The sequence below is a fragment of the Thermoplasmata archaeon genome (assembly GCA_015063285.1).
Lineage (GTDB): Archaea > Thermoplasmatota > Thermoplasmata > Methanomassiliicoccales > Methanomethylophilaceae > Methanoprimaticola.
This window is the reverse complement of sequence record SUST01000017.1, coordinates 1-25394: the sequence shown is the minus strand read 5'-3', so window position 1 is coordinate 25394 and position 25394 is coordinate 1. Positions and strand designations below refer to the sequence as shown.

Sequence of the window (25394 nt, the reverse complement as noted above, 5' to 3'; positions counted from 1 at the left end):
ACCATCCCTTTTTATCGTGGATTACAATCACACGCACGATAACAATGGTTGACGAGAAAGCAATCCAAGCGGCACAGGAGAAGTTCGGCGTCCTGCTCAGGAAACAGCTCGAGAGGGTGGAAGTTCTAAAGAACGAACCTGACTGGACAGACTATTCCAAGCTTGACAAGCTCATCATCGGAGTTTGCGGAGGTGACGGTATCGGACCGTACATCTGCGCATCCGCCCAGAAGGTCATGGAAGTCCTGCTCGCAGATAAGATCAAAGCAGGAAAAGTGGAGATCAGACAGATCGACGGGCTGACAATCGAGAGGCGTGTCGAGGTCATGAAGGCCATCCCCGACGACACACTGGCAGCACTGAAAGAATGCCACGTGATCCTCAAAGGACCTACCACAACGCCCAAGAAGGGAGACCCCTGGCCGAACATCGAGAGCGCCAACGTCGCCATGAGGAAGGAACTGGACCTGTTCGCTAACGTCAGACCGGTATCCGTTCCCGAACTCGGAATCAACTGGGTTTTCTACAGGGAGAACACCGAGGGAAGCTACGCACTGGGAAGCGACGGAGTCAACGTCACGGACGACCTCGCCATGGACTTCTGTGTAGCAACCACACAGGGTACCGAGAGGATCATCCGTGCCGGTTTCGAGCACGCCAAGAAGACCGGTGTGAACTATGTATCACTCGTCACAAAGGCCAACATCATCAAGACGACCGACGGAAAGTTCCTCAGCATCGCCGAAAGGGTCGCAAAGGATTACCCCGAGGTCCAGTGGGACGATTGGTTCATCGACATCACAACCGCCAAGCTCATCGACCCCGCAAGGAGGAGCAACTTCAAAGTCTTCGTCCTGCCCAACCTGTACGGCGACATCATCACCGACGAGGCCGCCCAGATCCAGGGAGGAGTCGGAACCGCCGGTTCTGCCAACATCGGTAAGAGATACGCCATGTTCGAGGCCATCCACGGATCCGCTCCCAGGATGGTCACCGAGGGACGCGCACAGTACGCCGATCCCTGCAGTATGATCAAAGCAGTAGCAATGATGATGGAGCACATCGGAGAGGTGGAGAAGGCCAAGAAGCTCAACATGGCGTTGGACATCACCACCCAGTTCGAGAAGAAGCTCGTCATGACCGGAAGGGACACCGGAGCCACCGGGGACGAATTCGCTCAATACGTGCTCGACACTATGGCCAGACCTGATATCGAGAAGGTTTGGCAGGGCTACATCGACGAGTCCATCGCCAAGGCGAAGAACTGATCAATTTATTTACTCCCCGAAAGGGGAGACATCTTTCTCTCAAACTACCAATCTGGACGTAAGGACCAGGCACCCAGCCACCCATTAATCATTTTAACATCATATCCCATTCCGATTCTAATAAACCCTCATTAGGTTGAGATAAATTGACTGCTAGGAACAAGCTATTCATCGTGACCCTTGCCGTCGCTTTGGCATTATTCCTTGGTCTGGCAGCCGTCTCGCAGGAAGACGATGCCACAGATCAGAAGTATACCATACAGGTGGTCACGAATCCCGATTTCGCGCCATACGAATACATGGTCGCGGACAAATATGAGGGAATCGACATGGACATCTGGAAGGCGATATCGAAAGCACTTGGCTGCGATGTCAACTTCAATGTCATGGACTTTGATTCCATAATAAACGCCATCGAGGCCGGAAAGTACGATGTGGGTGCCTCCGGTTTCACCGTCAAAGACGAAAGGAAACAACAGGTGAACTTCTCAGACACATATTCGACCGCCCATCAGGTCGCAATGGTCCTCAAGGACGGCCCTCTGGCCAACGCCAAGGATTATACCGAACTCCTCGGCCATAAGGTAGGAGTCGAATCCGGTACCACAGGATATTACCTGGCCGTAGACGTCTTCGACGAAAAGAACGTGACCCCGTATAACACGTACACGGATGTCATAGAGGGTCTGAAGAGGGACTACGTATCCGTCGTAGTGATCGATGATCTCGTAGCGGAATCCTTCGCCGAGAAAGATTCGAACCTGAAGATCCTGGATGTCGAGATCCCGGGAGACGAGATAGAGGAATATGCTTTCGTCATCAACAAGACGAACTACCAGATGCTCCAGTATACCAACAGGGCTATGGATTACCTCATGGGAATGGGTGTCATAGACGACATCTTCGCTTACTACGGCAGCATCGGATACGATCCGGAAGAGTACGGTTACTTCACCGCCCATCCGGAGAAACTGGACGAAATCGATGTGGTCATACATTATCAGCCTACTACCAAGTACACGATAGAGGTAGCGACGAATCCCGATTTCCCTCCGTATGATTACACCGTCTCCGGCGATTACGAGGGAATCGACATGGACATCTGGAAGGCCATCGCCTACGTCCTCGATTGCAACGTCAACTTCAACTTCATGGAATTCGACTCCATCATAAACGCTATTCAGAGCGAGAGATATGAGGTCGGAGCCTCCGGTTTCACCGTAACGGACGAAAGGAAGGAGATGATCAATTTCTCGAACACCTATGCCGTAGCGCATCAGAATGTCCTTCTCCGTACGGACAGCCCTCTGGCCGATGCCAAATCATGGGAGGATCTGAAAGGCGTCACGATATCAGTCGAATCGGGTACCACCGGCTATTATCTGGCCGCGGATGTTTACGGCGATTCCTACGTTGCTCCGTACAACACATACACCGACGTTGTCCAGAGTGTTCTTACAAAGCAGTCGGCATTTGCGGTGATCGACGATCTGGTCGCGGTATCGTATGTCGAGGCCCACTCTGACGAGCTGAAGATTCTCGATGTTGAGCTTCCGGGTGCAGAGGCCGAGGAATACGCGTTCGTATTCAACAAGAAGAACACTGAACTCCTCGGATACACCAACAAGGCCATGTCTTATCTGGAGGAGAAGGGAATCATCGACGATATCTACGCATATTACGGCGAGATAAGCTACGATCCTGCTACCGTAGGATACTTCTCAGCACATCCCGAAGCGCTATCAAAACTGGATGTCCTGGTGCATTACGTCCCCGGGGAGATGAAGACCACCGTCCAAGTGGCCACGAATCCGGATTTCCCTCCGTATGACTACATGGTCTCCAAGAGCTACGAGGGAATCGACATGGACATCTGGAAGGCCATCGGACACACCATGGACTTCGATGTCAACTTCAACTTCATGGAGTTCGACTCCATCATAAACGCCATCGCCTCCAAACAGTACGATGTCGGTGCTTCCGGTTTCACCGTGACCGATGAGAGGAAGCAGACCGTGAACTTCTCGTCCACCTATGCAGTAGCATATCAGAAGGTCCTGATCCTGAAGAACAGCCCCTTAGCCAACGCCAAGACCTGGGAGGACCTCAAGAACCTGGACCTGGCAGTCGAATCGGGTACGACAGGATACTACCTGTCAGTGGATGACTTCGGAGATTCGTACGTACATCCGTTCAACACATACACCGAAGTTGTTCAGAGCGTCAAGACAGGGCAGATGAAATTCGCTGTCCTGGATGACCTTGTAGCCATTTCCTTCGTGGAGGCGAACTCTGACCTGATGCTCTTGGATGTCGAACTTCCGGGTGCAGAGGCCGAGGAATACGCATTCGTATTCAACAAGGACAGCACCAAACTGCTGGACTATACCAACAGAGCGATGGCCTACCTCGAGGAAACGGGGGTCATCGACGATATCTTCGCATATTACGGTTCGATTGGATACGACCCCGAGATCGAAGGATACTTCTCCGCACACCCGGAGGCCCTTGCGGCGATCCAGGTCATCGACCACTATACTCCAGATAACGGAGGCGGATCCGATGGCGACCAGAATTGGTTCGAGTGGCTGTGGTCCGAGATCATCAAGAACTTCGTTGAGAAGGACCGTTACGAACTTATCCTGATGGGTCTTCAGAATACCGTTTACATCACCATCATCGGTCTTGCGCTCGGTCTGCTCATCGGTATAATCTGTGCGATCATCAGATCATTCCATGATCTGCGCGGCAACCTCAAGATACCCAACGCCATCGCTAGAGTGTACATCACCATAATCCGCGGTACCCCTATCCTAGTCCAGCTGCTGATCATCTATTTCATAGTGTTCGCATCATCTGGATTGAATTCCATCATCATCGCGGGAATCGCATTCGGTATCAATTCAGGTGCCTACGTTGCCGAGATAGTACGTGCGGGAATCAATGCGGTACCGAAGGGACAGCTTGAAGCGGCAGAGAGTCTCGGAATGTCCTTCAATATGGCCATGGGAACGGTCATCCTGCCTCAGGCCATCAGGAACATCCTTCCTGCACTCTGTAACGAGGGAATATCGTTGCTGAAAGAGACTTCGATCGCAGGTTACATCGGTATCGTCGATGTCACCAAGGCTGCCATGCTCATCAGGTCGCAGACCTACAGCGCATTCGTTCCACTGATCGGTGTTGCGCTGATCTATCTTGTGATAGTCCTAGTGCTTCAATATCTGGTTGGAAAACTCGAAAGGAGGCTGAACAATGCATACAGATGAGATATTGCTTGAGGTCAAGGACCTCCACAAGTATTTCGGTGACCTTGAGGTACTGAAAGGGATCTCGACAGAGGTCAGAAAGGGAGAGGTAGTCGCAGTCGTTGGTATGTCCGGATGCGGTAAATCCACATTCCTCAGATGTATCAACCAGCTTGAGACACCCACATCCGGGGAGATCATCTTCGAGGGCATCAACACCCTCGACGGTTCGATAGAGGTCAACAAGCTCAGGGAGAGGATAGGTATGGTGTTCCAATCATTCAACCTCTTCCCGAACATGACTGTGAAGAAGAACATCATGCTTGCTCCTGTGAAACTGAAAGTGATGTCCGAAGAGGAAGCTTCCTCCAAAGCTGACGATCTGCTCGCAAGGGTAGGTCTCCTGGACAAGGCGGACGAATATCCCCTGAAGCTCTCTGGAGGACAGCAGCAGCGTGTTGCCATCGCACGTGCATTGTCCATGAATCCGGACATCATGCTCTTCGATGAACCCACATCAGCCCTGGATCCGATGATGGTCGGAGAGGTGCTGAACATCATCAAGGAATTGGCAGAATCCGGTATGACCATGATTGTCGTCACGCACGAGATGGGATTCGCCAGAGAGGTTGCTGACCGTGTCATGCTGTTCCAAGACGGCGTAGTGGTCGAAGACTGTTCTCCGGCGAAATTCTTCGGACAGAACAACAACCCCAATGTGAAGGACTTCCTGTCGCATCTGATCTAAACCTCTTATTCCGGCCTGACGGCCGGATTATTCACATCGATACCATGGAACTAGAAGTCATAGAAACGGAACTGGCCATCTGCAAACTGAAAAACCTCGAAAACATCGATACAAATGGGGAATTCTACTTCCTGAGCAAAACGGATGAGGAGATCTCCCTTGTCTGTCCCGCTTCATCCACCCCCACTAATGCTATAGAAAAGAGCGTTGGCTGGAGGGCCTTCAGGATCTGCGGCACCTTGGATTTCTCATCGGTAGGGATCCTGTCAAAGATATCAGGAATCCTCGCAACCGAAGGCATAGGCATATTCGCAGTATCGACGTTCAATACGGATTACGTATTGGTGAAAGAACAGCATCTGAAGAGAGCGATAGAATCCCTTTCTGACAACGGATATCGCTTCGTTTGACAAAGCCTTAGCTGTTCCGATAATGAATGAGAAAATGGTGCGATGGCCGGGAATCGAACCCGAGTACCTACCTTGGCAAGGTAGGAGTCTAACCGCTAGCTCACCATCGCAGCATGCCACTGATTGTCTAATTCCATTTAAACCTTATTGGTGGGTTATTCGACGTATTATAAAAACAAAACATCTGCTTCAGCCAGAAGACCTATCAATCCCAATAATGACCGTTAAATGGTTTGATGTTGGTATCATATGCGAATCTGAGCCCGCCCGGGATGACTTTGACATTGACCTCCTTCAGACAAGGCAGCTCCCCGTCCAGATTGAGGCAATCGTTATCCTTTGAGATGATTGTACACTCCTTGAGCTTTATTACCTCCAGATTCGGCTGATACTTCAACCTGCCCCTGGCAAGCGCCAGAAGGTTCATCCATCTTCTGATCCTGGTTTTGTTGTGAAGAATAAGTATCTCCATCTAGCCGTCCGCCATATGGGAATCCGGATAGATCCTCATTCCGCCTCCGGCCATTCCAGTATTCAATATTGAGATAAACTCGGTGTTGTACTCCTTCTCTGTCCCGTTGATCTTCAGAACATAGTCCTTGATATTGCGGTACGCCATTATCTTGGGCGCTTCCTTGAGGTACGATCCTCCGTCCTCCTTGAAAGCTTTAACAAGATCTGCTCCGAATCCATATGTTGCGATGAGCATGAAAGAATAGGTGTCGTTGATCCTTCCGCAGTCCACTCTGATATCCGAGCCGCTAAGGATGTGGTCCAGAACAACCGAATCTGGGCATTTCTTCCCGTAGATGGACATGGCAGCATCGTTCCCAGAACCATAGGGAAGGAGAGCGAGCCTCACGTCTTTCCCGTGAAGGGATGTGATGGCTTCATTCATGGTACCGTCACCGCCTGCAGCGACTATGGTGGAGCAGGTCTCGGCGAGTTCCTGGCAAATGATCTTCGTGTGTCCTGCATACTCTGACTCACGGTATTCGTATTCCACGTTTTTAGAATCCATCAATTCGAGAAACGCTTTCATCCTGTCTTTGCACTTACCGCTCCCTGCGACGGGATTGAAGACAATGCCTATCATCTAAGTGAGGCAATGATGTTGGCACTATAATAAAGGACCTTATAAAAACGGTATCAACACCTTTATAAGAGACACCCATTTGTTCGCTCAACGGACGTGCGTAGACAATGACCGGATTCGCAGACCTGGGCATCAACAAAAAACTCCTCAAGGCCGTAGAGGAGGCGGGATGGTCTAAACCGACTCCCATACAGCAGCAATCTATACCTGCAGGCCTGGAAGGAAAAGATCTGTTCGGCGAAGCACAGACTGGTACCGGGAAGACCGGAGCCTATTCTCTTATCGTCCTCGGAAGGACGAAATCCGGCATGGAAAAACCTTCAACAGTCGTTCTGGCGCCAACAAGAGAACTTGCGGACCAGGTATCGAAGGAGATGAAAAATCTCGCAAGATACACAAAGCATGTGATCACCGCAATCTATGGCGGAGCGTCATACAGAAAACAGATCGATGTCCTGGAGAACGGATGCGATGTCGTAGTCGGAACTCCTGGAAGGATTCTCGACCTCCACGGAAAAGGCATACTGGACCTCAGTCAGATAAAGGAACTGGTGCTCGACGAGGCGGACAGGATGCTGGACATGGGATTCATAGAGGATATCGAGAACTTAATATCTCTCACTCCGAAGACCAGACAGACCCTCATGTTCTCTGCCACGCTCAATGATGAGATATACGCAATCGCAGGAAAATCCATGAAGGAACCTGTGGAAATCTCCGTATCTCACGATGCGATCGTGACAGATCTGGTGAAGCAGTATTACATCGAGACTCCCAGGAACAAGAAGGTCGACATCCTCAGAGAAATAATGGCCAACGGGAATCCGAAGATGCTTGTATTCTGTTCCACGAAGATCATGGTCGATGACCTCTACGATGGTTTCAGCAAGGAAGGCATGAAGATCGGTGCCATCCATGGAGATATGCCCCAGCTGAGAAGGGAGAAGACCATCAAAGGGTTCAAGAACAATAGGATGAAAATACTCGTTGCCACCGATGTAGCCGCCAGAGGCCTTGACATCGACGATATTGAATGCGTAGTGAACTATGACGCACCCATAGATCCGGAGACATATACGCATCGCATAGGCCGTGCAGGACGTGCAGGAAGGACAGGTGTATCCATCACCTTCATCTCCAACAGGGAGGACCGCAGGATCCCTGCTTATGAGGAATTCATGGGCAGAAAGGTGGAGAGGGTCACCAGGAAACAGATCCCCCATCTGAGGATAGACAACCCTGAACTGAAGGCGCTTCATGCTGACGAAGTCGTCAAGGAACAGCCTGCAGTCTCCCACAAAAAGAAGATTGATGCGACCATCAGGAAGGATGTTATCATCAAGGCAGACATGGTCGTCCTGTCGCTTGACATCGGAAAGAACGAGGGACTGAACCGTACAGACATTGTTTCCTACATTTCAGGCTCTGCCGGTATCAAAGAGGATGAGATTGGACGCATCGGGTTGTCGACGAAAACATCATTCATCGAAGTTCCCTCGGACAGGGCTGACGACGTCATCAGAGCGGTCAACGGGACCAGATTCAACGGCAAGAAGGTAAGGGCATCCTATGCACCCCAAAAGGAGAGGTGCAAGGACAAACTAGCCAAGAAGAACTGAACCATATGGCCCGAGTTGGCCCCCTTATATATTATATATAAAAAGGAAATTCCCAGACCTAGAAAAGAAATGGGTTGTCTGTGTCAGTCGCAGGCAGTTGTTTCAGATCAGTGATTGAAATGATCTCAGATTTCACAGAAATAGGCATACCGGAAGATATCGCAAAAGCAATGATCGACATGGGATGGTCCGAGCCGACCCCCATCCAGGTCAGCGCAATTCCAATGGGTCTCGAGGGCTTCGACATGTTCGCCCAGGCACAGACCGGAACCGGAAAGACCGGAGCCTACGGATCCATCGTATTGGGTACAATACCCGCTCAGAAGAAAGTCCCCTCCGCAATCGTCCTCGTTCCTACAAGGGAGCTGGCGAACCAGGTCGCAGGAGAACTCACAAAGTTGTCGAAGTACACCGGACACGTCATAATTCCCATCTACGGAGGAGCGAGCATCGAAGGACAGATCAAGAAGCTCCAGCAGGGATGCGATGTTGTAGCTGGAACCCCTGGACGTGTAAGAGACATGGTCAACAGGGGAATCCTGAACCTCTCCGAGATCACCACCATGGTCCTGGATGAGGCCGACAGGATGCTGGACATGGGATTCATAGAGGATATCGAGTACATCCTCAAGGCCATGCCCTCCAAGAGGCACACGCTTCTGTTCTCCGCCACCATGCAGGAGAACGTCAAGCAGCTCGCATACGACTACATGACCATGCCCAAGGAGATTTCTGTCTCTCAGGACGAAGTAGTTCTGGACAACATCAAACAGTACTACATCTCCGTCGGAAGAAGGAACAAGTCTTGGGCATTGTGCAGAATCCTGGACATCGATAAGCCCAAGGCACTGATCTTCTGTCAGACCAAGAAGATGGTCGATGTCCTTGAAGAGAGGCTTAAGGAACTGGACTACAAGATCGAGGCCATCCACGGGGACATGCCCCAGTTCAAGAGGGAGAAGGTCCTGAAGGACTTCAAGGGAGAGGGCGTGGACGTCCTCATCGCCACAGATGTCGCCGCAAGAGGACTGGACATCGATGACATCACCTACGTTATCAACTACGACATGCCTGATGACATCGACACCTACATCCACCGTATCGGAAGGACCGGAAGGGCTGGTAAAGAGGGAACCGCAGTATCCTTCGTCACATCCGAGGAGAAGCACCTTGTAAGGGAATTCGAGATGCGTACCGGAATGGACATCCAGAAGAGGGACGTTCCTGAGGCAGAGGAAGGCACCAAGGACACTATCAAGAAGGTCGTGGACTACGACCAGATCTCAGATGTCTTCGGAATGTGCAAGTTCGAGGTCAACCTCGGAAAGAAGGACGGATTCAAGAAGGTCAGCCTGGCGGACTTCATCATCCGCAACGCAAGGCTCAGGGACGTCGCCATCGGAAAGATCGAGATCGGAGACGATTCCTCGATCGTTGAGGTCCACAAGGACTTCGGGAACAGGATGACCATGGACCTGACGAAGGCCAAGTTCAAGTCCAAAAGGATTACCGTCCGCGTCATCCAGGATTGAATATCATTACCGGTGCCTCGGCACCGGAATTTCTAACCATGGACCCCCAATTGGCCTGCTTGGCCATAGACAGAATTCTCGACCATTTCGAGATGAGTGACTTCGAAGGGATAGGTTACGACGGCTCCACTCCGTACCAGATACTGATATCGACCATATTGTCGCAGCAGACCACTGAGAGGAACTGCAGGATAGCTTCCCAGAAGCTGTTCTCGGAATGCCACGACCCCATTGATATTTACAACACCCCTTCAGAGAGGATCGAGGAGCTAGTGTTCTCCTCGGGATACTACAGACAGAAGACCAGGTGCATCAAGAACGTAACAGCCATGATTATCGAGGAATTCTCAGGAGAGGTCCCCGACAATGCTGACGACCTTATGAAGCTACCTGGTGTTGGGAAGAAGACCGCCGCATGCGTGATGAGATATGGTTTCGGCAGACCAGCAGTCATAGTGGATACGCATATCAACCGTGTATCACAACGTATCGGGATATCCTGTTCAAAGAAACCGGAGGACACTCAGAAAGCGATAATGTACACCGTCCCGGAGGACAGATGGGATGATCTCGATATCGCTTTCATAACCCTCGGAAGGACCTTCTGCCGTCCCAAGAACCCTGACTGTGAAGGTTGCCCGGTCGCTGACCTATGCCATCACAACAACGGCTGCGGGATCTGAATCCGTTCTTTCAGAAATCGTCGAGCCTGATTACTTTAGGGCTCTTCTTCAGATAGGATTCCTGATTACCCTGCTGTACCGTATCGCCTTCTTTGAGATGTCCAAGAAGCAACGGCGAGTTGACATCGTGCAGAGAGTGATTGTCGAACGCCTTCATCGGATTGGTGTTAGCATAACAATACCTGCATCCGTTCAAGCATGTATCGTACCATCCTATGTCCCTGCTCTCGATGCAATGGCATCCCTTCCTCATGCCTCTGTGCTTCAGATCCCTGAATACTACTCCGTTGGCCTTTCCCAGCGCTCCCAGGGTCATACAGCCTGACTTCCTTACTCCAAATTCGGAATAATCCGTGTCTGTGCCGCAGGACTGTATAATCAGCCCGTTCTCCGAAGCTATCCTGCCAAGTCCTTCGGCGATCCTCCTCTTATCGCCGTCCGTGATGGGGATGATCTCGGGCATGTTGAATTGCAGCTTGTCATACATCTCGACGAAACTGAATACACACCTGTCCACATAGGGTGCTATCTCCTTGGCCATGTAGGAGACTATCGACAAATGGGAATCCACGGTATATCTGTCGGTGAGAAGTACCGGGTCGTATCTCCACACCAGCCTCTCCTTCCCTACCATTGATGAGAGCCTCTTCAGAGTGGCAATACTATCATCGATCGAGGGCACACCGGGCTCTACATCCTTTCCATAGGCCGTGATGGTGTAGAAGAAGTATGTGTTGAAGCGATCGGTTATCTTATGCAGATCGTCCAGGATAGGTTCGTAGTTCTTCGAGCAGAATACGACGCAATCCACCTTATCCGGAGTCAGTTCGTAACGGGTCACCTTATCGGGGAACATGGGATTGCGTGAGAGGACATACCCTTCCTCGAACCTTCTCAGGAGCCATGGCGTGAAGTATTGGACAGTGTCTGTTCTTCCGCCTGTGTTGATTATCATGATAGATGCCGGGGTCTCCCCCGGCTGAATTGTTTCACTGCTCGATCAGTACGAGCACGTCGCCGATCTGAATAGTCTCGACGGATTTGCCTTCGAGCATCAGAGCCTTCTCGAGCTGGAAGAACTCGGCGGGGACGGTCAAGGTCTCTCCGTCCGCCTCGATCTCCAATGCCCCCGATGCAAGCCTGGAAGCCGCATCCTTGACATCCATCGCCGCAACTGCGGAAACGATGGCCTTAGCCTGTCCCTTGTATGCAGGTCCGAGCTTGGCATGCACAGGCTTGACGCCTATGACTTCCTCTGTCAGCTTTGCTTCGGCCTCCACCTTGACCTCCTTGGCCTTGGTGGTGTCCTTAAGATCCTGCACCGAAGACTCCAGGAACTTCAGGTCCTTTCCGACGAACTCGATCATGCTGAGCTCCTGGTTGAGAGGGATCTTCTTCTCTCCCTTCCATGCACGGATCTGTGCGATGACCTCTGCCAGTTTCTCTCCTTCCATCTCGGCCTGCTCATCGATGAAGATGGGTTTGGGCCAGCAGGTGAGGTGTATGGACTTTCCGCCGTCGATCTGCTTCAGATGGGACTGGTAGACCTCTTCAGAGATGTGCGGCATCATGGGGGCCAGGAGCTTCATGCTTCCAAGCAGAACGTTGTAGATCGTGTACCTGACAGCATCGTCATCCCTTCCCTTGACCATCTCGATGTAATTGTCTGCGAGCTCGTGCCAAATGAAGTCCTCGAGGACCCTCATTGCCTTGTCGAACTCATAGACCTCCATTGAGTCTGTTACTTCCTTCACGGTCTTGGAGTACTTGCTGATGATCCACCTGTCGGAGAGCCTCAGCGAGTCACACTTCTCCGGCACGTCGTGGATGAACTTGGATGCGAACTGACCGATGTTATAGACCTTGTTGCAGATCTTGCTTCCGCGGATGACATCCTTCTCTCTGAACGCGGTATCCATTCCAAGCGAGCATGTGGTGACGTAGTACCTGAGCGCGTCCGCACCATACTTCTGCAGGATCGGGATGGGATCGATGACATTACCGATCGATGAGTGCATCGGGGTTCCGTCAGGAGCCATGATGAATCCGTGGATCATGATGTTCTCCCAGGGGATGGAATCCTTGATCTGGTCCGCCCTGAGGATCGAATAGAATGCCCATGTCCTGATGATATCGTGGGACTGGGGCCTGAGTGACATGGGGAACAGCTTCTTGTGGAGCTCCTCGTCCCTTCCCCAGAACGTGTTGTACAAGGATGATCCGGATGAATCCATCCATGTGTCGAACACATCGGTGCATCCGATCATCTTTCCGCCGCACTTGGGGCACTTGTCAACGGGTGCCGCATCCAGCGTGGGGTCGCAGTAGCACATCTCCTCTGTTGCACATACGGCATGTCCGCACTTCTCGCACTCCCAAACAGGGATGGGTGTAGCGAAGATACGCTGTCTGCTGAGGACCCAATCCCAGCTGAGGGAGTTGGTCCAGTCCTGGAGCCTGACCTTCATGAATTCGGGGAACCAATTGATCTCTTCCGCCCTCTTGAGGATCTGCTCCTTGAAATCGGTGGTCTTGAGGAACCACTGGGGGACCTGAAGGAACTCGATGGGCGTGTGGCATCTCCAGCAGATGGAGACCTGCTGAGGGTTGTCCTCCTGCTTGACCATGAATCCCTGGTCCTTGAGGTCCTGGATGGCGGCGTCCCTTGCCTCGAGTACGGGCATTCCGCAGTACTTTCCTGCAAGCTCGGTCATCTTACCCTGCTCGTCGATTCCCTTCTCCATCTCGAACTTGTACTTCATCGTCCACTCGAGATCGTCCTTGTCGCCGATGGTACAGATCATGACATTTCCTGTTCCGTAATCCATCTTGACCTTGGGGTCGGAGATAATCTTGACCTTCCTTCCGAAGAGGGGTGTGACCAGTTCCTTTCCTACCAGCTTCGCCTTCTCCTTATCGTCAGGATGGACGGCCACGGCCTTACAGGTACAGAGCAGCTCAGGCCTGGTTGTGGCGATGAGCATGTACTCGTCCTTGTTGTCTGCGAAGTAGAACTTGATGTAATTCAGCTTGTTAACGTTGTCCCTGTACTCGACCTCAGCATCCGCCAGAGCGGTCATACAGCTGGGGCACCAGTTGACAGGGAAGTTAGCCTTGTAGACCAGTCCCCTCTTGAACAGGTTGATGAACGACAGCTGCGTTATCCTCCTGTAGTAGGGGGCGTCGGTCTGGTAGTAGATGCTGGGATCCATGGATTCTCCGAGCATCTCGTAATCGTGCGTCATCTGCTCGATGAAGCCGTTGGCGAACTCCTCGCACAACCTTCTGTACTCCTGCCTGGGAGTGTCGAGCTTGTTTATTCCGTGCTTCTTCTCCACCTTGACCTCGATAGGCGTTCCGTTGACGTCGAAACAGAGAGGGAAGAAAACGTTGAATCCGTTCATCCTCTTGTAACGGGCGGCGAAATCGATCATGGAGTATCCGGTAGCGTGTCCGAGATGGAGCGGTCCGGATGTGTATCTGGGTGGGCAGTCAATACTGAAGACAGGCTTATCTGATTTGGGATCGAAGCGGTAGTGCTTGTCATCCCTCCACATCTCCTGCCAGCGTTTCTCGATAGAAGCTGAATCATATGCCATGGCTAACAGGCGTGAGTAAAGCCCGCTCTTATATAATATGCGCGCGGGTATGAACATCGGGTGAAATCAGGAATTTGCCCTCTTCCAATCCTTCTTGGACAGTATGGATACCACCGTGATGACCTCTCCCAGAAATGGGTTAGAGAACACCCCTCTGTGATGAAATCTGAACCCGCATTTCTCCTGAACACGTGCTGACTGGGGATTCCGTTCGGCTGTTTGACACCAGATGTTCTGCACGCCTTCCACCTCAAATGCATAGCGTATGGCTTCCATAGAGGCCTCGGTCGCGAATCCCTGATTCCAATACCTCTGTCCGACCCAATAGCCTAACTCAACATCATTGGGACCGCTCCTCAGTATCTGCGGCTTCCTGCTGAGCTCCACACAGCCTACGGGCCTGTTGGATGCCCTTGACACGATGCAAAATACAAGCGGTTTTGAAAATACCGTATCGATGATGGCTGCACTCTCGTCCACTGATTCGTGAGGCTTCCATCCCGCCAACAGTCCTATAGCAGGATCACTGGCAAGGCTGAATAGGTCAGAGGCATCAGACTGTATCCAAGGCCTCAGAAGCAGACGCGGGGTCGACAGTTCCATAAGACAATTAACGAACTGCAGTCAAAAATAAAGGGGTTTCCCCTCCGGCTGGGGAGGGGTATGATAGTTTCAGGCTTTTCTCCTGTTGCGGAAAGAGACCTTGGATTCCTTCATGTCAACAACGGCCGCTTCCAGCTTCTTGATGAGATCGGACATGGTCTTGGTCAGGTCGTACCCGACTTCTTTCATCATCAGACCAGTACCGTTGATGTACAGCCTCGCGGTGATGCTGTACTTGGGGTTGCCTCCGACCTCGTTGTACCTCGAGACATGGATGTTGAGGGATTCCGGCTTGTATATCTTGGATACCTTCGAAATCATGTTCTCGATGTCTTCATAGATGGCGTCGGTGTACTCCTTCTCGTTGTCATCCAATCCGCTTATCTGGACGAACACCATGTCCCTCTCTCTGCATGCGGAGATCAGTTCGAGCACATCGTACTCGGTGATGACACCGACCAGGTTGTTGCTCTCGATAACAGGAAGGGTCGAGAATCCATTCTCCACCATGATGGAGACGGCTTCTGCCACGTCAGCATCCCATTCCACGGTCTTCGCGGAAGTGGTCGCAATGGACTCGACGGTGATCTGGGATCTCGAGCTCTTCGAAAGGTCCCCGATGGTCTTGTTGTCCTTCTTCCAGTTGTTATCGATGATCTCCCTCATTCCCACGACTCCGACCACACGGTCGGTCTCGTCGACTACAGGAAGGGTCCTTATGTCCTCCCTTATCATCAGATCGAGCGCATCGTCCATCAGATCGTGGACCTTGACTGCCTCGACAGGGTTGGTCATGATCTCCCAGACCTTGATCTCCTTCAGGGCTTTGATGTCCCTTACGATATCGATGATCTTGTTCCTCATGACCACTCCGACGATCTTCTTGCCGTTCAGTATAGGGATCTGCCTGCAGTTGTTCGATATGAACATCTCGGCGATCTTGGTGATCTCCAGATCCAAAGTTGCGGTCTGGATGCTACGAATAAGGTTCTTGACCTTTGCATCCAAAGTGACGCTCTTCTTCCTGAGGATCGCCGAATATGTCACAACTCCTACGTATGATCCGTTCTCAAGCACCGGGAGGTCCTGGTACTTTGACTCTTTCATGACCGCCAAGGCGTTGGCGATGGTAGAGTCGGAATCGATGGTCGGAAAATCTGTGGACATAATCTTCTCGACGGAAATGCCGTCGATCTGTGATCTCAGCATGGATAGCTTCTTCAGATCTTCTAGGTCCTTTACACCCATTTTTACACCTCGTATAATGAATCTGATTATACCAGATATAAAACCCACTTGTTAGTAGTTCACAAAAACCGTTTTTACTGGACAACTCATTATATATGTTGTTAAGAACAAGACCGGGACCTCTCGATCCCGGTAAATGTTTTATATCAGAGCTCTGCGAAGGGCTTCCCAGCCAAGAGCGCATCGATGATCGCTGGCGCCTCGGATGCTGGAATGCGCTTCTGCTCGGTGGTGTCCCTGTCCCTGATGGTCACGGTGCCATCCTGGAGCGAGTCATAATCCACGGTTATGCACCAAGGTGTTCCGACCTCATCCATACGGGCGTACCTCTTACCGATGGTACCGGAACCGTCGTAGTATGCCTCGACCCTGCTGGTGTGGACCTTGTCATAGATGTCCTTCGCCATGGTGTCCAGGCCGTCCTTCTCCATCAGAGGGAAGACTCCGACCTTGATAGGGGCCACTGCAGGAGCGAGCCTCAGGACGACGTAGTCCTTTTCCTTGTCGTAGGAGTAGGCATGCTCCAACACGGAGTAGAAGATCCTGTCAAGACCGTGGGAAGGTTCGATGACATGGGGTATGACCCTTTCTCCCGATACCTTCTCCTTCCTCTTGACGACCTCGAAGAACTCGCTTCCCAGCTCGATCTCCTCTCCGTCCACTGTGACCTTGAGCTTTCCGTCCACGATAGCAGATGGCGGAAGGGCACTGATCGCATCGGATATTGCCTTGGCCTTACCCTTGTATGTCGGACCCAATGCCTTGCTGTTGGGGTTGATCCTCTCCACCTCGGTCTCCCTCGGCTCATCGTACTTCTTGAAGTGCGTGAGGTCCTGACCGGAGAACTGTGCGTGCCTGGAGAGATCCCAGTTTCCTCTGTCGGCGATACCGACTATCTCGGTCCATCCGTAGGACAGAAGGACCTCTGCATCCCAGCAATCGGCAGCATAGTGGGCCATCTCATCCTTCTCGTGCTCCCTGAACCTGAGCCTCTTCTCATCGATTCCCAGCGACAGGAGGAGCTGCTTGGTGGTGTAAACGAAGTATGCGAGTACGCGGTTCGCGATGACACCTTTCTCCACCGCTTCCTTGACGGTCATCGTCGTGAGCTCGAGGGTGGTGTTGGGGATAAGGTCGAGCATACCGTTCTCGATATCAGGGAACCTCACCCAATCCTTGTCGTCGGGATCTACGAAGAGCTCGACTTCCATCTGGTTGAACTCCCTCATACGGATCATTCCCTGCCTGGGAGCGATCTCGTTCCTGTAGCTCCTTCCGGTCTGGATGACGCCCATGGGGAGCTTATCCCTGTTGTAACGGTACAGATTAGCGTAGTTCACGAAGATACCCTGAGCGGTCTCGGGCCTCATGTATCCCACACGGGCGTTGCCAGGACCGATATTGGTCCTGAACATGAGGTTGAACTCCTCGACGGGACCGAGGTCGCCGCCGCAGTCAGGACACTTGATCTTGTGCTCGACAAATGCCTCCTCCAACTGTTTAGGGGTGAGGACGTCGGGGTTGTCATAGAACTCCTTGACAAGATGGTCCGCCCTGAACGGAGCTTGACATTTGCTGCAATATGTTATGAGATCTGCGAAGTTGTCCAGATGTCCGGAGGCCTTGAAAACCTCTCTGGGGTTGACCGTCTCGGAATCGATCTCTACGAATCCCTCGCGGCCCTTGTAAATGGATCTCCACATCTCGACTATGTTGTTCTTGAGAGCACATCCAAGAGGCCCGTAGTCGTACATGCCGGCTACCCCTCCGTACATCTCGAAGGAGGGCCAGATGAAGCCTCTGCGCTTAATCACTGATGCAAGATCGTTGCTGCTGTTATCTGCCACGAGATCACTTCAGGAGCGCTTTGAGCACATCGACATCGTAGATCATTCCGACGAGCTCATCCTTCGTGCCGTGCACGGGAATCTGTCCGAAATCGTGGTTGAGCATGATCTTGGCGACCTCTGAGAGCGGAGTCTTCTTGAAGATCGTGAGAGGCTCTGTGACCATGAAGTCCTTGACCTTCCTGTCATCCTCGAGGTACCTGTCCGTCGCCGCATAGAAAAGCGGAAGGACGTTCCTGTACCCTGCAAGGTTTCCATCGTCGATGATTCCCAGGGCCTTCATGGCATCAGCGTCCTTGACCTGATCGTCGAAGAGATCACGGTCCGTTATGATTCCTACGAGTTCTCCGTGGTCGTCCAAAACGGGTAAGGCCGTAACGTCGCTAATTCTCATGGCCGGAATCGTATAGGTCAGAGGCTCGTCCTCATAGGCTGTGACGCATGTTGTGTTGATAGCATCCTCAGCCGTGAGTGTTGTCTTGATGTCCCTGACGATTTTGAGGAGATCGGTAGGTGTGATGATACCTACAAGTTTTCCATCCTCCACAACTGGAAGTCTGTGGATCCTCTTCTTGTAGAAGATCTCCGCCGCTTCCTCGATGGTGACATCGGGAGAGATGGTCATTATCTCCTTCTTCATGATTAACGAGAGCTGATCCTCCTCGAATTTGCGGAAGATGTCCCTCCTGGACACAATTCCCACAAGCTGTCCGTCGGATGAACGGACAACCGGGAGTCCGGTCAGTTTGTTCCTGACCATCATGTTGATCGCATCATTACGTGTTCCGGGGACCTCGCACACGATGGGTGCGGGGACCATGATATCTGCTACGGTCTTACTCATTCAGTTTGCCTCCGGGCTTCTGACGACCATGACTGGGCAGCTGGCTGCTCTAACGACCCTTTCTGCGACGCTTCCCATAAGGAGCTTCGACATTCCGGACCTTCCCAGAGTACCCATGACAATAAGGTCGTAGTTGGGGGATTCCTCGAGGATCACCTTGACGGGTGTTCCTTCCTTGATGGCCACTTCAACTTCCACACCCTTGTTTGCTGCGTACTTGGTAACGAAATCCACAGCGTCCTTACCTTCCTTTTCCAAGGTCTTGTAGACGTTCATCACCGCTGTGTCCATAGGCATGTTTGTAAGAACAGTCTGGTCCAGAACATAAAGGGCTGTAACCTTAGCTTCCGTTATCTTTGCCAGCTCAATTGCCTGCTTGATCGCTGGCTTTGTGTATTCGCTTCCGTCTGTTGGTACCAGGATCTTTTTGAATGCCATTTCAACACACTCCTCGATTCAATTTGATACGGAACGGGGCCTTCGCCATTTCCTCATCCTTTTCCCTCTGCGGAACCACTGTGAGGTAATGCTCCTGTATCTCGCCCTCCATCCTTCTATTGCGATTTAATAACTTGCTCGATACACCAGACAGAGCATTCCACGTTGAGCTTGGGTCTCCTCCCTGTTTTGATACCAGCGATGAAAGGGCCGATGCCTCGCTTATGAGGTCTGGTTCGCACAGCATCCCATTGTCGGTACCGAGCATCACATCCGCTCCACTATTGAGCATCCTGACGACAGGAGCCTCCTTTCCGAAGTATGCGTTGGAGGTCGGACATACAGCTATAGGGACTTCGGCCTCTGCGCATTTGGCCATGTCGCCGTCCGTCGCCTCGCACATGTGGACTACAAATGCGGGATCCAGCGAAAGCACCTCATCGATATCCTCGCGGACCCTCTCGCTGACATGTATGGCGAATATCTTCCTTGCCCTGCGGACCTCATCCGCGATTGACTCCAAATAGCCCTTATCGATATCCGAAATGCTCGATACCCCTATGCCGTCGGCCACCGAAAGGATGTCATGGATCTCCTCGGGATCGTATTCTGCAGATATCGGACGCCCCAGGATGACGGCATCTTTGCTGCACGAGCGAAGTACTCTGCACCCTTCCGCGCCGCCCTCTCTGAAGTCGATGAAGGCTGCAGAACCGAAAGATGCGGATGCCCTGTCAAAACGGGCCATGTTCTCCTTGAGCGTGCTCTCGTCCAAGCCTGCCAAGTATCTGTGCTTCAGACCGTTCGGAGGCGCCACCAAATCCTCTAGGCTCAACCCTCTCGGAACCTTTAGACCGTAATCACCGCAATGCGTGTGAGCATTCACCATGTCCCTGATGAACACTGCCGAGAAATCGCATCTGTCCAGCAATGAATCGTCGATACTGACCTTCCCATCGGCACATACCACGGTACACGGCTCCAGGGAACCGTGATCGACGATATACCCTCCTGCAATGAAATCATCGGACCTGCCGGTGAGCGTCATAGGACGTCATCATCCGCCACGGATAAAAACACACGTCCGCTCATGCCCAATAGGGTTTCTTCACGAACTTGTAGGCCATCATCGTAGCCGTGGTGGCCTCTCCGCAGGCAGTGGTGATCTGCTTGTATTTGCCCTCGTAGGATACGACATCTCCGCATGCATAGATTCCTGGACGGTTGGTGGACATATCGAAATCCACTTTGACGAGACCGTCATCGGTGAGTTCGATACCCCATTTCTTAAGGTCGTCCAGATCTGCAGAGATTCCGATGTTGATAACGACCAGATCTGCAGGGACCGTCTTTTCCTCCTCTCCGATGGTGAGAGTCACGGACTCCACTTTATCGGTACCGTTTATGGACTTGAGGTTGGCGTTCATGATGGCGGTAACATCGCTCTTCTCCAGTTCCCTCACGGTGGATTCGTCCGCCCTGAATTCCGCCCTGCGGTGCACCAGCGTGGTGTCTGCAACCTGCACTGCGATCATTGCCATGTCGATTGCGCTGTTTCCGCCTCCGAACATCACGACCTTCTTGCCTACGAGCTCCTCTTTCCTGGGGAGTATGTACGTCACTCCCTTTCCGGCCAATTCCTCCTCTCCGGGACATCCCATCTTCTTGGGCTTGAAGCTTCCCATTCCGATTGCGATTATCACCGATTTGGCATGATAGGTCTCTTTGGAAGAAACGACTACAAGCTCCTCCTCCCCGTTGTTGATCTCCTCGACCTTCTCCATCTCCTTGATATCGCATCCCATGGACTCCGCCTGGGCATAGAGCTTGTCAGAGAGCTTCCTGGCCTGAATGGTCTCGAAGCCGGGATAGTTGTGGATTCCCTTCTCAGGGTACAGGCTGACCAGCTGTCCACCCACGCGTCCTGAGTCGAGAAGAAGTGTTGTCATTCCTTTGGATCTAGCATATATTCCTGCCGTTAGCCCCGCGGGGCCCGCTCCTATGATGACAACGTCGTAGTTCATTGGTCGCCTCTATCAAAATAACCGTATAAAATGGGATAGGTTACATTTTTGGACACTGTAGCCAATGATGTTGAACATGCTGTTTATCTATCTCGAAGTAGATTACAATCCATTGGGGGAAAACCATGGACCAAATCGAGCTCTATTCCGAGAAACTCATGAACCTGATCCTAGACACATTGGATGAGGTCATAGTCATACATGATGCGGACCACAACATTCTGTGGATGAACCATGCGGGAGAGAAAGCATTCGGTATCAATGTCGACAAGGCACTGGAGATGAAATGCCACCAGCTTTTCAAGAATTCCCTGCCATGCTCAGACTGCGATGCGGGTACGGTGGTAATCGGCGAACCGACCAATCCCATACGCAGGAAGGTCATACCTACGACCGGGATCACGGTCGAATGCAGGACCGTCCCTTACTTCAAGGACGGCAAGATGGAACTGGTCATCCAATGCCTCCGCCCCCTCAAGAAAGAAGAGTGAGTTCAGATGATAACCATTCCCGAGCCAGTAGCCAAGATGATTAAGCACCCTGACACCCATAAGGTGCTCACCACAGTTACCCCAGACGGAAAACCCCATGCTATAGTCTGTGCAAGCCTATCCATGCTCGGGGACGACACGATCCTGGTAGCAGAGGTGTTCATGCACAGGACATGCGACAACCTCAAGAACAATCCTAACGTGGAGATCCTTGTATGGCAGGGCAGGAACGGATACTCGCTTAAAGCGGTGACCACAGGAAGGATCATCGAAGGTCCCGCCTTCGACAAGATGACGGTAATCATGGAGAAATACAACCTCACACCCACAGCGGTGTGGGAGTTCAAAGTCCTCGAGATATGGGACGAAAGCGCGACGAACTTCGCTGGAAGCCAAGTGGCCTGACCATGGAACCGAGACAACATAAGAAACTGTCCGAGATACTGTTCGTCATCGGCGGTATATGCGCCGTCATCGGATTGGTGCTGATATTCGGGTTCGGTATGAGAACAGCGGGTGCCGTGGTCCTGATCATTGGATGTGCACTATTCCTGATAGCGCTGCCAACATTTCTGCTGCTGATGATGTACACTACCGCTTATCAGAAAAAATAAAGGTTTTCGGGGTCTCGGCCCCGTATTTTTTTCAGTATTTCGATCTGTCACGCTCTACTGCAGGTTTGTGCTTGCTGAAGCAGTCCCTGCAATAGACCGGTCTCCCGTTCGTAGGTTTGAACGGTACCTCGCACTCCTTACCACAGTCAGAACATGTGGCTTTGAAGAATTCTCTGGGTTTCTCCCTGTCACGTGTATATCCGCCATATGCCATTCGAATCACGTCCGCATCTTCGATGCATTGCGGGATGTATGTACTAACATGTATATGAAAGTCTAAGAAAACGAACTTTAAACTTGTAGAAATGAAAAAGATGATTGCCGGGAGGGCCCCGGCTTTGAGATGAATCAGATATCCCTTGTATTCAGGGCCTTCTTGAGCACCTCGACTTCCTCATCAGAGAGTGTGATGCCCTTACCCATCTTACTGTGATCAGGGGACCATTCCCTGATGTCGTACTTGGGTTCTCTTCCATTCCAGCTGATAAGGTTCAATTCTTTGGTCCATCCTTTGGAGGACTCGGAAAGAACTGCGATGTTCTCTGTGACTTCGTAGCTAAAATCAACCATGTTGATCAACTGTCACCCGTATTTCATTGTTATATATAAAATAAAAAGTACGCGCGTAATAAAGGAATCAGTTACCAACAGTACTTAAAACCCATCCAGATGGATGTATACACATTTGCCCACTTAGGGCGCCTCAGAATAGCATAGGCACCTCTCATCAGCAGCAGCGAACTGCTTTTACGGAAAGGAACGACAGCGTCATCAAATTCCGATTGATTCCACTCTTTGAAAGTGTTGTATGCCTTCATGTAATGCGGATCGAACATTATGCTCTTCCTGACCCATTTCTGATATCCCGACAGGTCGCCCCTGGCGATGCCTTCCGCCGCTTTCCTTCCGGATAACAGCGCCACGCCGATCCCGCCGTAGCACAGAGGGTTGGCCAGAAGCGCCGCATCCCCTACTATGCAACAGTTTCCGTTCACCACATGCCTGTTGGTACCTGTTACGATGAAACGGATTCCACGCTCCGAATAATCTTGCAGATCGTCGGTACCCTGGATGTACCCTATGGACCTAAGCCCGTCCTTCGAAGGGAAATCCCACCTATATGAACCGGAATACCGAGGCGATACGGTGAAACGGATCTCGGATATTTCTGAATCCCCTTCGACCAAATTGTTCACCGCAGCCATCTTGACCTCGGGCCCGTATCCGAAAAGATTCTTCCTAACAACAGAGAAGGCACCGTCCGCACCTACAAGGAACTTACACCGGTACTGCTGACCCTCGGTTTCTACGATATAGCCCCCGTCCGTCTCTTTAACGGCCCTAACAGAGCCTCTGACGATGTTCGCACCGCCTATGCTGCTCATCGCCCTCAGAAGCGCTACACGATCGATTATTGCGCCTTTGGAACGGACACGTATGTCAACGTCCCCGCATGTTATCACAGCGGAATCTATCTCCCTGATCGCACAATCTCTACCTATGCCGGAAAGACGGACCATCCTGTCGCTGATCGCTTCGCCGCATGTCATGTGATAATGCTCATACTGGGCACCGGACATCCTTTCAATGACGACTACGTCCTCGACGCCGAGTTCCCTGAGCCTTACGGCGGCGGACATCCCTGCCAGACCGGAGCCGATTATGAGGACGTTACAATCTGTCATCGGCCATACAATGCCTTCCCTTTATAACTTAGGAACGGTCTTTTTTCTTCATGGATTCCAAGCAGGAAATCATCGATGCCATGAACGGCGAGAATGAGGGACAGGCCCCTCCAGCACTGTTTTCCCAGACCGGGACGGTGGAACTGATGAAATCCTGCGGAGCATGCTGGCCCGATGCCAACTTCTCCGAAGAATCAATGATAAAATTGGCACTCCAGCCGTCAAAATTATTCGGTTTTGCCACTGCCAGGATACCGTTCGATCTGACTTCCGAGGCTGAAAGGCTCGGATGCTATGTTTCCCAAGGCGATGGGGGCAGACAGCCCGCAGTTACCGGTTCCCCATGGTGGAACGAAACCATCCAAGAACCTCCTGAGTTCATGCCTCCGGAAGAGTTCCTTTCGGAAGGGAGATGTTCGATGCACGTACATGTTGCTGAACGCATCTCCAGAGAGCATCCTGAACTATTCCTCACCTCGTCCCTCATCGGACCCATAGAGCTGACAGGCCACATGGTTGGTTTCGAGAATTTCATTATGGGGACGATAATGGATCCCGACATGACGTTCAAATGGATTGAGAAGATGGTCCCCTATCAATCCGAATACGCCAGAGCGCTGTCAGAAGCGTCCGATAACGTGTTCGTGATAACTGAAGGGGCAGAGGATGTCATGGATCCCGAGACATTCTCCATATTCGCTCCGTACGAAAAGACGGTGTTCGACAGCATCAGGGACTCGTTCTCTGTCGCACACGTTTGCGGTACCACAGATACAGTTGTGGATTACCTTCCTGATCTCGAACCTACGGCTGTATCTGTTGAATCGCACGGGAATCCCCAATCCGTCTTCGACCGCGTCGGTGATAGGACCATCCTGGTAGGCGGGATAAGTCCGATCGATACGATGATGCAGGGGACACCAGAAGAAGTGAGGAAGGCTGCTCTGGAAGCGGACGGTGCAGGATATTCTGTGATAATGTGCGAATGCGGAGTTCCGCCTCAGACTCCCAATGAAAACCTTGAGGCACTTGCAAGATACAGAGACTGATAACATGAATTTCGATCAAGCCATACAGGAACGCCATTCGGTTAGACTCTACACTGAAAAGAAAATCGAAGGGGATGTGCTGACATCCCTGCAGAACGAGATATCCCGCATAAACAAGGAAAGCGGCATGTCAATACGTCTTGTCCTGAATGAACCCAAGGCATTCGGAAGATTCCTTTTGAAGACCGTTGTCAAATTCAAGAATGCCGTCAACTACATGGTCATCAGAGGACCCGAATCGGACACGCTGAACCTGGATGCTGGATACTACGGTGAACAGCTTGTTCTGTATGCGCAAACCCTAGGTCTAGGGACATGCTGGGCAATGATGGCCGGAAAGAAAGAGGC

At 51.7% G+C, this 25394-nt stretch carries 26 protein-coding genes and 1 tRNA gene; 12 read left to right on the top strand and 15 right to left on the bottom strand.

The window, feature by feature from the left end:
• The first annotated feature begins 44 nt into the window (after positions 1-44).
• The 4 genes from E7Z62_07930 (at position 45) to E7Z62_07915 (ending at position 5674) form a co-directional block, all read left to right on the top strand.
• On the top strand, positions 45-1268 hold the full coding sequence (locus E7Z62_07930) for an isocitrate/isopropylmalate dehydrogenase family protein (GenBank protein ID MBE6523031.1): 1224 nt from the start codon (positions 45-47) through the stop codon (positions 1266-1268).
• A gap of 146 nt (positions 1269-1414) precedes the next feature.
• On the top strand, positions 1415-4537 hold the full coding sequence (locus E7Z62_07925; protein MBE6523030.1) for a transporter substrate-binding domain-containing protein: 3123 nt from the start codon (positions 1415-1417) through the stop codon (positions 4535-4537).
• Positions 4524-5264 (top strand): amino acid ABC transporter ATP-binding protein, encoded by a 741-nt coding sequence (locus tag E7Z62_07920; protein ID MBE6523029.1) that lies wholly within the window; start codon positions 4524-4526, stop codon positions 5262-5264. Before E7Z62_07925 ends, E7Z62_07920 begins: the two co-directional genes overlap by 14 nt.
• A gap of 44 nt (positions 5265-5308) precedes the next feature.
• A complete protein-coding gene (locus E7Z62_07915; protein MBE6523028.1) occupies positions 5309-5674 on the top strand; it encodes an ACT domain-containing protein in 366 nt (121 codons plus the stop codon).
• Positions 5675-5709: 35 nt separating this feature from the next.
• On the opposite strand, the gene E7Z62_07910 is transcribed toward E7Z62_07915, so the two are convergent.
• From E7Z62_07910 to E7Z62_07900, 3 genes are all read right to left on the bottom strand, one after another.
• Positions 5710-5784 (bottom strand) — tRNA-Gly (locus E7Z62_07910).
• A gap of 95 nt (positions 5785-5879) precedes the next feature.
• On the bottom strand, positions 5880-6146 hold the full coding sequence (locus E7Z62_07905; GenBank protein ID MBE6523027.1) for a hypothetical protein: 267 nt from the start codon (positions 6144-6146) through the stop codon (positions 5880-5882).
• On the bottom strand, positions 6147-6770 hold the full coding sequence (locus tag E7Z62_07900; protein MBE6523026.1) for a hypothetical protein: 624 nt from the start codon (positions 6768-6770) through the stop codon (positions 6147-6149). It lies immediately after the preceding gene.
• A 107-nt stretch (positions 6771-6877) separates the two neighbouring features.
• Between E7Z62_07900 and E7Z62_07895 the strand changes: the two genes are divergently transcribed.
• The 3 genes from E7Z62_07895 to E7Z62_07885 all read left to right on the top strand — a co-directional run bounded on the left by E7Z62_07895 (position 6878) and on the right by E7Z62_07885 (position 10604).
• Positions 6878-8389 carry a DEAD/DEAH box helicase gene (locus E7Z62_07895; GenBank protein MBE6523025.1) on the top strand — a complete coding sequence of 504 codons (1512 nt, stop codon included), beginning with the start codon at positions 6878-6880 and terminating at the stop codon, positions 8387-8389.
• 119 nt (positions 8390-8508) lie between these two features.
• Entirely contained in the window at positions 8509-9921 is a 1413-nt protein-coding gene (locus tag E7Z62_07890; GenBank protein MBE6523024.1) for a DEAD/DEAH box helicase, read from the top strand.
• A 38-nt stretch (positions 9922-9959) separates the two neighbouring features.
• Positions 9960-10604, top strand: a complete 645-nt coding sequence (locus E7Z62_07885) for an endonuclease III (protein ID MBE6523023.1) — start codon at positions 9960-9962, stop codon at positions 10602-10604.
• A 10-nt stretch (positions 10605-10614) separates the two neighbouring features.
• On the opposite strand, the gene E7Z62_07880 is transcribed toward E7Z62_07885, so the two are convergent.
• The 9 genes from E7Z62_07880 to E7Z62_07840 form a co-directional block, all read right to left on the bottom strand.
• Positions 10615-11559, bottom strand: coding sequence for a DUF1848 domain-containing protein (locus tag E7Z62_07880; protein ID MBE6523022.1), 945 nt, complete (start codon positions 11557-11559; stop codon positions 10615-10617).
• Positions 11560-11593: 34 nt separating this feature from the next.
• Entirely contained in the window at positions 11594-14203 is a 2610-nt protein-coding gene (locus E7Z62_07875) for a valine--tRNA ligase (GenBank protein MBE6523021.1), read from the bottom strand.
• Between the two features lie 66 nt (positions 14204-14269).
• Positions 14270-14806, bottom strand: coding sequence for a GNAT family N-acetyltransferase (locus tag E7Z62_07870; GenBank protein MBE6523020.1), 537 nt, complete (start codon positions 14804-14806; stop codon positions 14270-14272).
• 69 nt (positions 14807-14875) lie between these two features.
• Positions 14876-16054, bottom strand: a complete 1179-nt coding sequence (locus tag E7Z62_07865; protein ID MBE6523019.1) for a CBS domain-containing protein — start codon at positions 16052-16054, stop codon at positions 14876-14878.
• A 146-nt stretch (positions 16055-16200) separates the two neighbouring features.
• A complete protein-coding gene (glyS, locus tag E7Z62_07860) occupies positions 16201-17901 on the bottom strand; it encodes a glycine--tRNA ligase (protein ID MBE6523018.1) in 1701 nt (566 codons plus the stop codon).
• Positions 17902-17905: 4 nt separating this feature from the next.
• Complete coding sequence (locus E7Z62_07855; GenBank protein ID MBE6523017.1) at positions 17906-18745, bottom strand: CBS domain-containing protein; 840 nt, start codon at positions 18743-18745, stop codon at positions 17906-17908.
• Positions 18746-19183: a universal stress protein gene (locus E7Z62_07850; GenBank protein ID MBE6523016.1), complete on the bottom strand. Its 438-nt coding sequence runs from the start codon at positions 19181-19183 to the stop codon at positions 18746-18748. It abuts the gene before it with no gap.
• A gap of 1 nt (position 19184) precedes the next feature.
• On the bottom strand, positions 19185-20231 hold the full coding sequence (locus E7Z62_07845) for a deaminase (protein ID MBE6523015.1): 1047 nt from the start codon (positions 20229-20231) through the stop codon (positions 19185-19187).
• Positions 20232-20271: 40 nt separating this feature from the next.
• On the bottom strand, positions 20272-21207 hold the full coding sequence (locus E7Z62_07840) for an NAD(P)/FAD-dependent oxidoreductase (GenBank protein ID MBE6523014.1): 936 nt from the start codon (positions 21205-21207) through the stop codon (positions 20272-20274).
• A gap of 125 nt (positions 21208-21332) precedes the next feature.
• Here E7Z62_07840 and E7Z62_07835 point away from each other — a divergent pair, with 125 nt between their 5' ends.
• Genes E7Z62_07835 through E7Z62_07825 form a run of 3 tightly spaced genes read left to right on the top strand, consistent with a single transcriptional unit; the run spans position 21333 to position 22312 of the window.
• Positions 21333-21698, top strand: coding sequence for a PAS domain-containing protein (locus tag E7Z62_07835; protein MBE6523013.1), 366 nt, complete (start codon positions 21333-21335; stop codon positions 21696-21698).
• Between the two features lie 6 nt (positions 21699-21704).
• A complete protein-coding gene (locus E7Z62_07830) occupies positions 21705-22103 on the top strand; it encodes a pyridoxamine 5'-phosphate oxidase family protein (protein MBE6523012.1) in 399 nt (132 codons plus the stop codon).
• Positions 22104-22105: 2 nt separating this feature from the next.
• A complete protein-coding gene (locus tag E7Z62_07825; GenBank protein ID MBE6523011.1) occupies positions 22106-22312 on the top strand; it encodes a hypothetical protein in 207 nt (68 codons plus the stop codon).
• A gap of 31 nt (positions 22313-22343) precedes the next feature.
• Here E7Z62_07825 and E7Z62_07820 read toward each other — a convergent pair whose 3' ends face one another.
• The 3 genes from E7Z62_07820 to E7Z62_07810 form a co-directional block, all read right to left on the bottom strand.
• Complete coding sequence (locus E7Z62_07820; GenBank protein ID MBE6523010.1) at positions 22344-22526, bottom strand: hypothetical protein; 183 nt, start codon at positions 22524-22526, stop codon at positions 22344-22346.
• Between the two features lie 134 nt (positions 22527-22660).
• Entirely contained in the window at positions 22661-22882 is a 222-nt protein-coding gene (locus E7Z62_07815) for a hypothetical protein (GenBank protein ID MBE6523009.1), read from the bottom strand.
• 71 nt (positions 22883-22953) lie between these two features.
• A complete protein-coding gene (locus tag E7Z62_07810) occupies positions 22954-23997 on the bottom strand; it encodes an NAD(P)/FAD-dependent oxidoreductase (GenBank protein ID MBE6523008.1) in 1044 nt (347 codons plus the stop codon).
• Positions 23998-24047: 50 nt separating this feature from the next.
• Here E7Z62_07810 and E7Z62_07805 point away from each other — a divergent pair, with 50 nt between their 5' ends.
• Positions 24048-25046 carry a hypothetical protein gene (locus E7Z62_07805; protein ID MBE6523007.1) on the top strand — a complete coding sequence of 333 codons (999 nt, stop codon included), beginning with the start codon at positions 24048-24050 and terminating at the stop codon, positions 25044-25046.
• Positions 25009-25394 (top strand): hypothetical protein (locus E7Z62_07800; protein MBE6523006.1); only part of this gene is annotated, 386 nt, incomplete at its 3' end. The genes E7Z62_07805 and E7Z62_07800, both read left to right, overlap by 38 nt.

What these genes read in the sequence shown, in the direction of transcription:
- E7Z62_07820 (MBE6523010.1), bottom strand. Translation starts at nt 22,526, where the DNA reads ATGGCATATGGCGGATATACACGTGACAGGGAGAAACCCAGAGAATTC.
- E7Z62_07875 (MBE6523021.1), bottom strand. Translation starts at nt 14,203, where the DNA reads ATGGCATATGATTCAGCTTCTATCGAGAAACGCTGGCAGGAGATGTGG.
- E7Z62_07900 (MBE6523026.1), bottom strand. Translation starts at nt 6,770, where the DNA reads ATGATAGGCATTGTCTTCAATCCCGTCGCAGGGAGCGGTAAGTGCAAA.
- E7Z62_07840 (MBE6523014.1), bottom strand. Translation starts at nt 21,207, where the DNA reads ATGAACTACGACGTTGTCATCATAGGAGCGGGCCCCGCGGGGCTAACG.
- E7Z62_07850 (MBE6523016.1), bottom strand. Translation starts at nt 19,183, where the DNA reads ATGGCATTCAAAAAGATCCTGGTACCAACAGACGGAAGCGAATACACA.
- E7Z62_07865 (MBE6523019.1), bottom strand. Translation starts at nt 16,054, where the DNA reads ATGGGTGTAAAGGACCTAGAAGATCTGAAGAAGCTATCCATGCTGAGA.
- E7Z62_07880 (MBE6523022.1), bottom strand. Translation starts at nt 11,559, where the DNA reads ATGATAATCAACACAGGCGGAAGAACAGACACTGTCCAATACTTCACG.
- E7Z62_07845 (MBE6523015.1), bottom strand. Translation starts at nt 20,231, where the DNA reads ATGACGCTCACCGGCAGGTCCGATGATTTCATTGCAGGAGGGTATATC.
- E7Z62_07890 (MBE6523024.1), top strand. Translation starts at nt 8,509, where the DNA reads ATGATCTCAGATTTCACAGAAATAGGCATACCGGAAGATATCGCAAAA.
- E7Z62_07835 (MBE6523013.1), top strand. Translation starts at nt 21,333, where the DNA reads ATGGACCAAATCGAGCTCTATTCCGAGAAACTCATGAACCTGATCCTA.
- E7Z62_07805 (MBE6523007.1), top strand. Translation starts at nt 24,048, where the DNA reads ATGGATTCCAAGCAGGAAATCATCGATGCCATGAACGGCGAGAATGAG.
- E7Z62_07905 (MBE6523027.1), bottom strand. Translation starts at nt 6,146, where the DNA reads ATGGAGATACTTATTCTTCACAACAAAACCAGGATCAGAAGATGGATG.
- E7Z62_07930 (MBE6523031.1), top strand. Translation starts at nt 45, where the DNA reads ATGGTTGACGAGAAAGCAATCCAAGCGGCACAGGAGAAGTTCGGCGTC.
- E7Z62_07920 (MBE6523029.1), top strand. Translation starts at nt 4,524, where the DNA reads ATGCATACAGATGAGATATTGCTTGAGGTCAAGGACCTCCACAAGTAT.
- E7Z62_07815 (MBE6523009.1), bottom strand. Translation starts at nt 22,882, where the DNA reads ATGGTTGATTTTAGCTACGAAGTCACAGAGAACATCGCAGTTCTTTCC.
- E7Z62_07885 (MBE6523023.1), top strand. Translation starts at nt 9,960, where the DNA reads ATGGACCCCCAATTGGCCTGCTTGGCCATAGACAGAATTCTCGACCAT.
- E7Z62_07825 (MBE6523011.1), top strand. Translation starts at nt 22,106, where the DNA reads ATGGAACCGAGACAACATAAGAAACTGTCCGAGATACTGTTCGTCATC.
- E7Z62_07830 (MBE6523012.1), top strand. Translation starts at nt 21,705, where the DNA reads ATGATAACCATTCCCGAGCCAGTAGCCAAGATGATTAAGCACCCTGAC.
- E7Z62_07855 (MBE6523017.1), bottom strand. Translation starts at nt 18,745, where the DNA reads ATGAGTAAGACCGTAGCAGATATCATGGTCCCCGCACCCATCGTGTGC.
- E7Z62_07915 (MBE6523028.1), top strand. Translation starts at nt 5,309, where the DNA reads ATGGAACTAGAAGTCATAGAAACGGAACTGGCCATCTGCAAACTGAAA.
- E7Z62_07870 (MBE6523020.1), bottom strand. Translation starts at nt 14,806, where the DNA reads ATGGAACTGTCGACCCCGCGTCTGCTTCTGAGGCCTTGGATACAGTCT.
- E7Z62_07810 (MBE6523008.1), bottom strand. Translation starts at nt 23,997, where the DNA reads ATGACAGATTGTAACGTCCTCATAATCGGCTCCGGTCTGGCAGGGATG.
- E7Z62_07895 (MBE6523025.1), top strand. Translation starts at nt 6,878, where the DNA reads ATGACCGGATTCGCAGACCTGGGCATCAACAAAAAACTCCTCAAGGCC.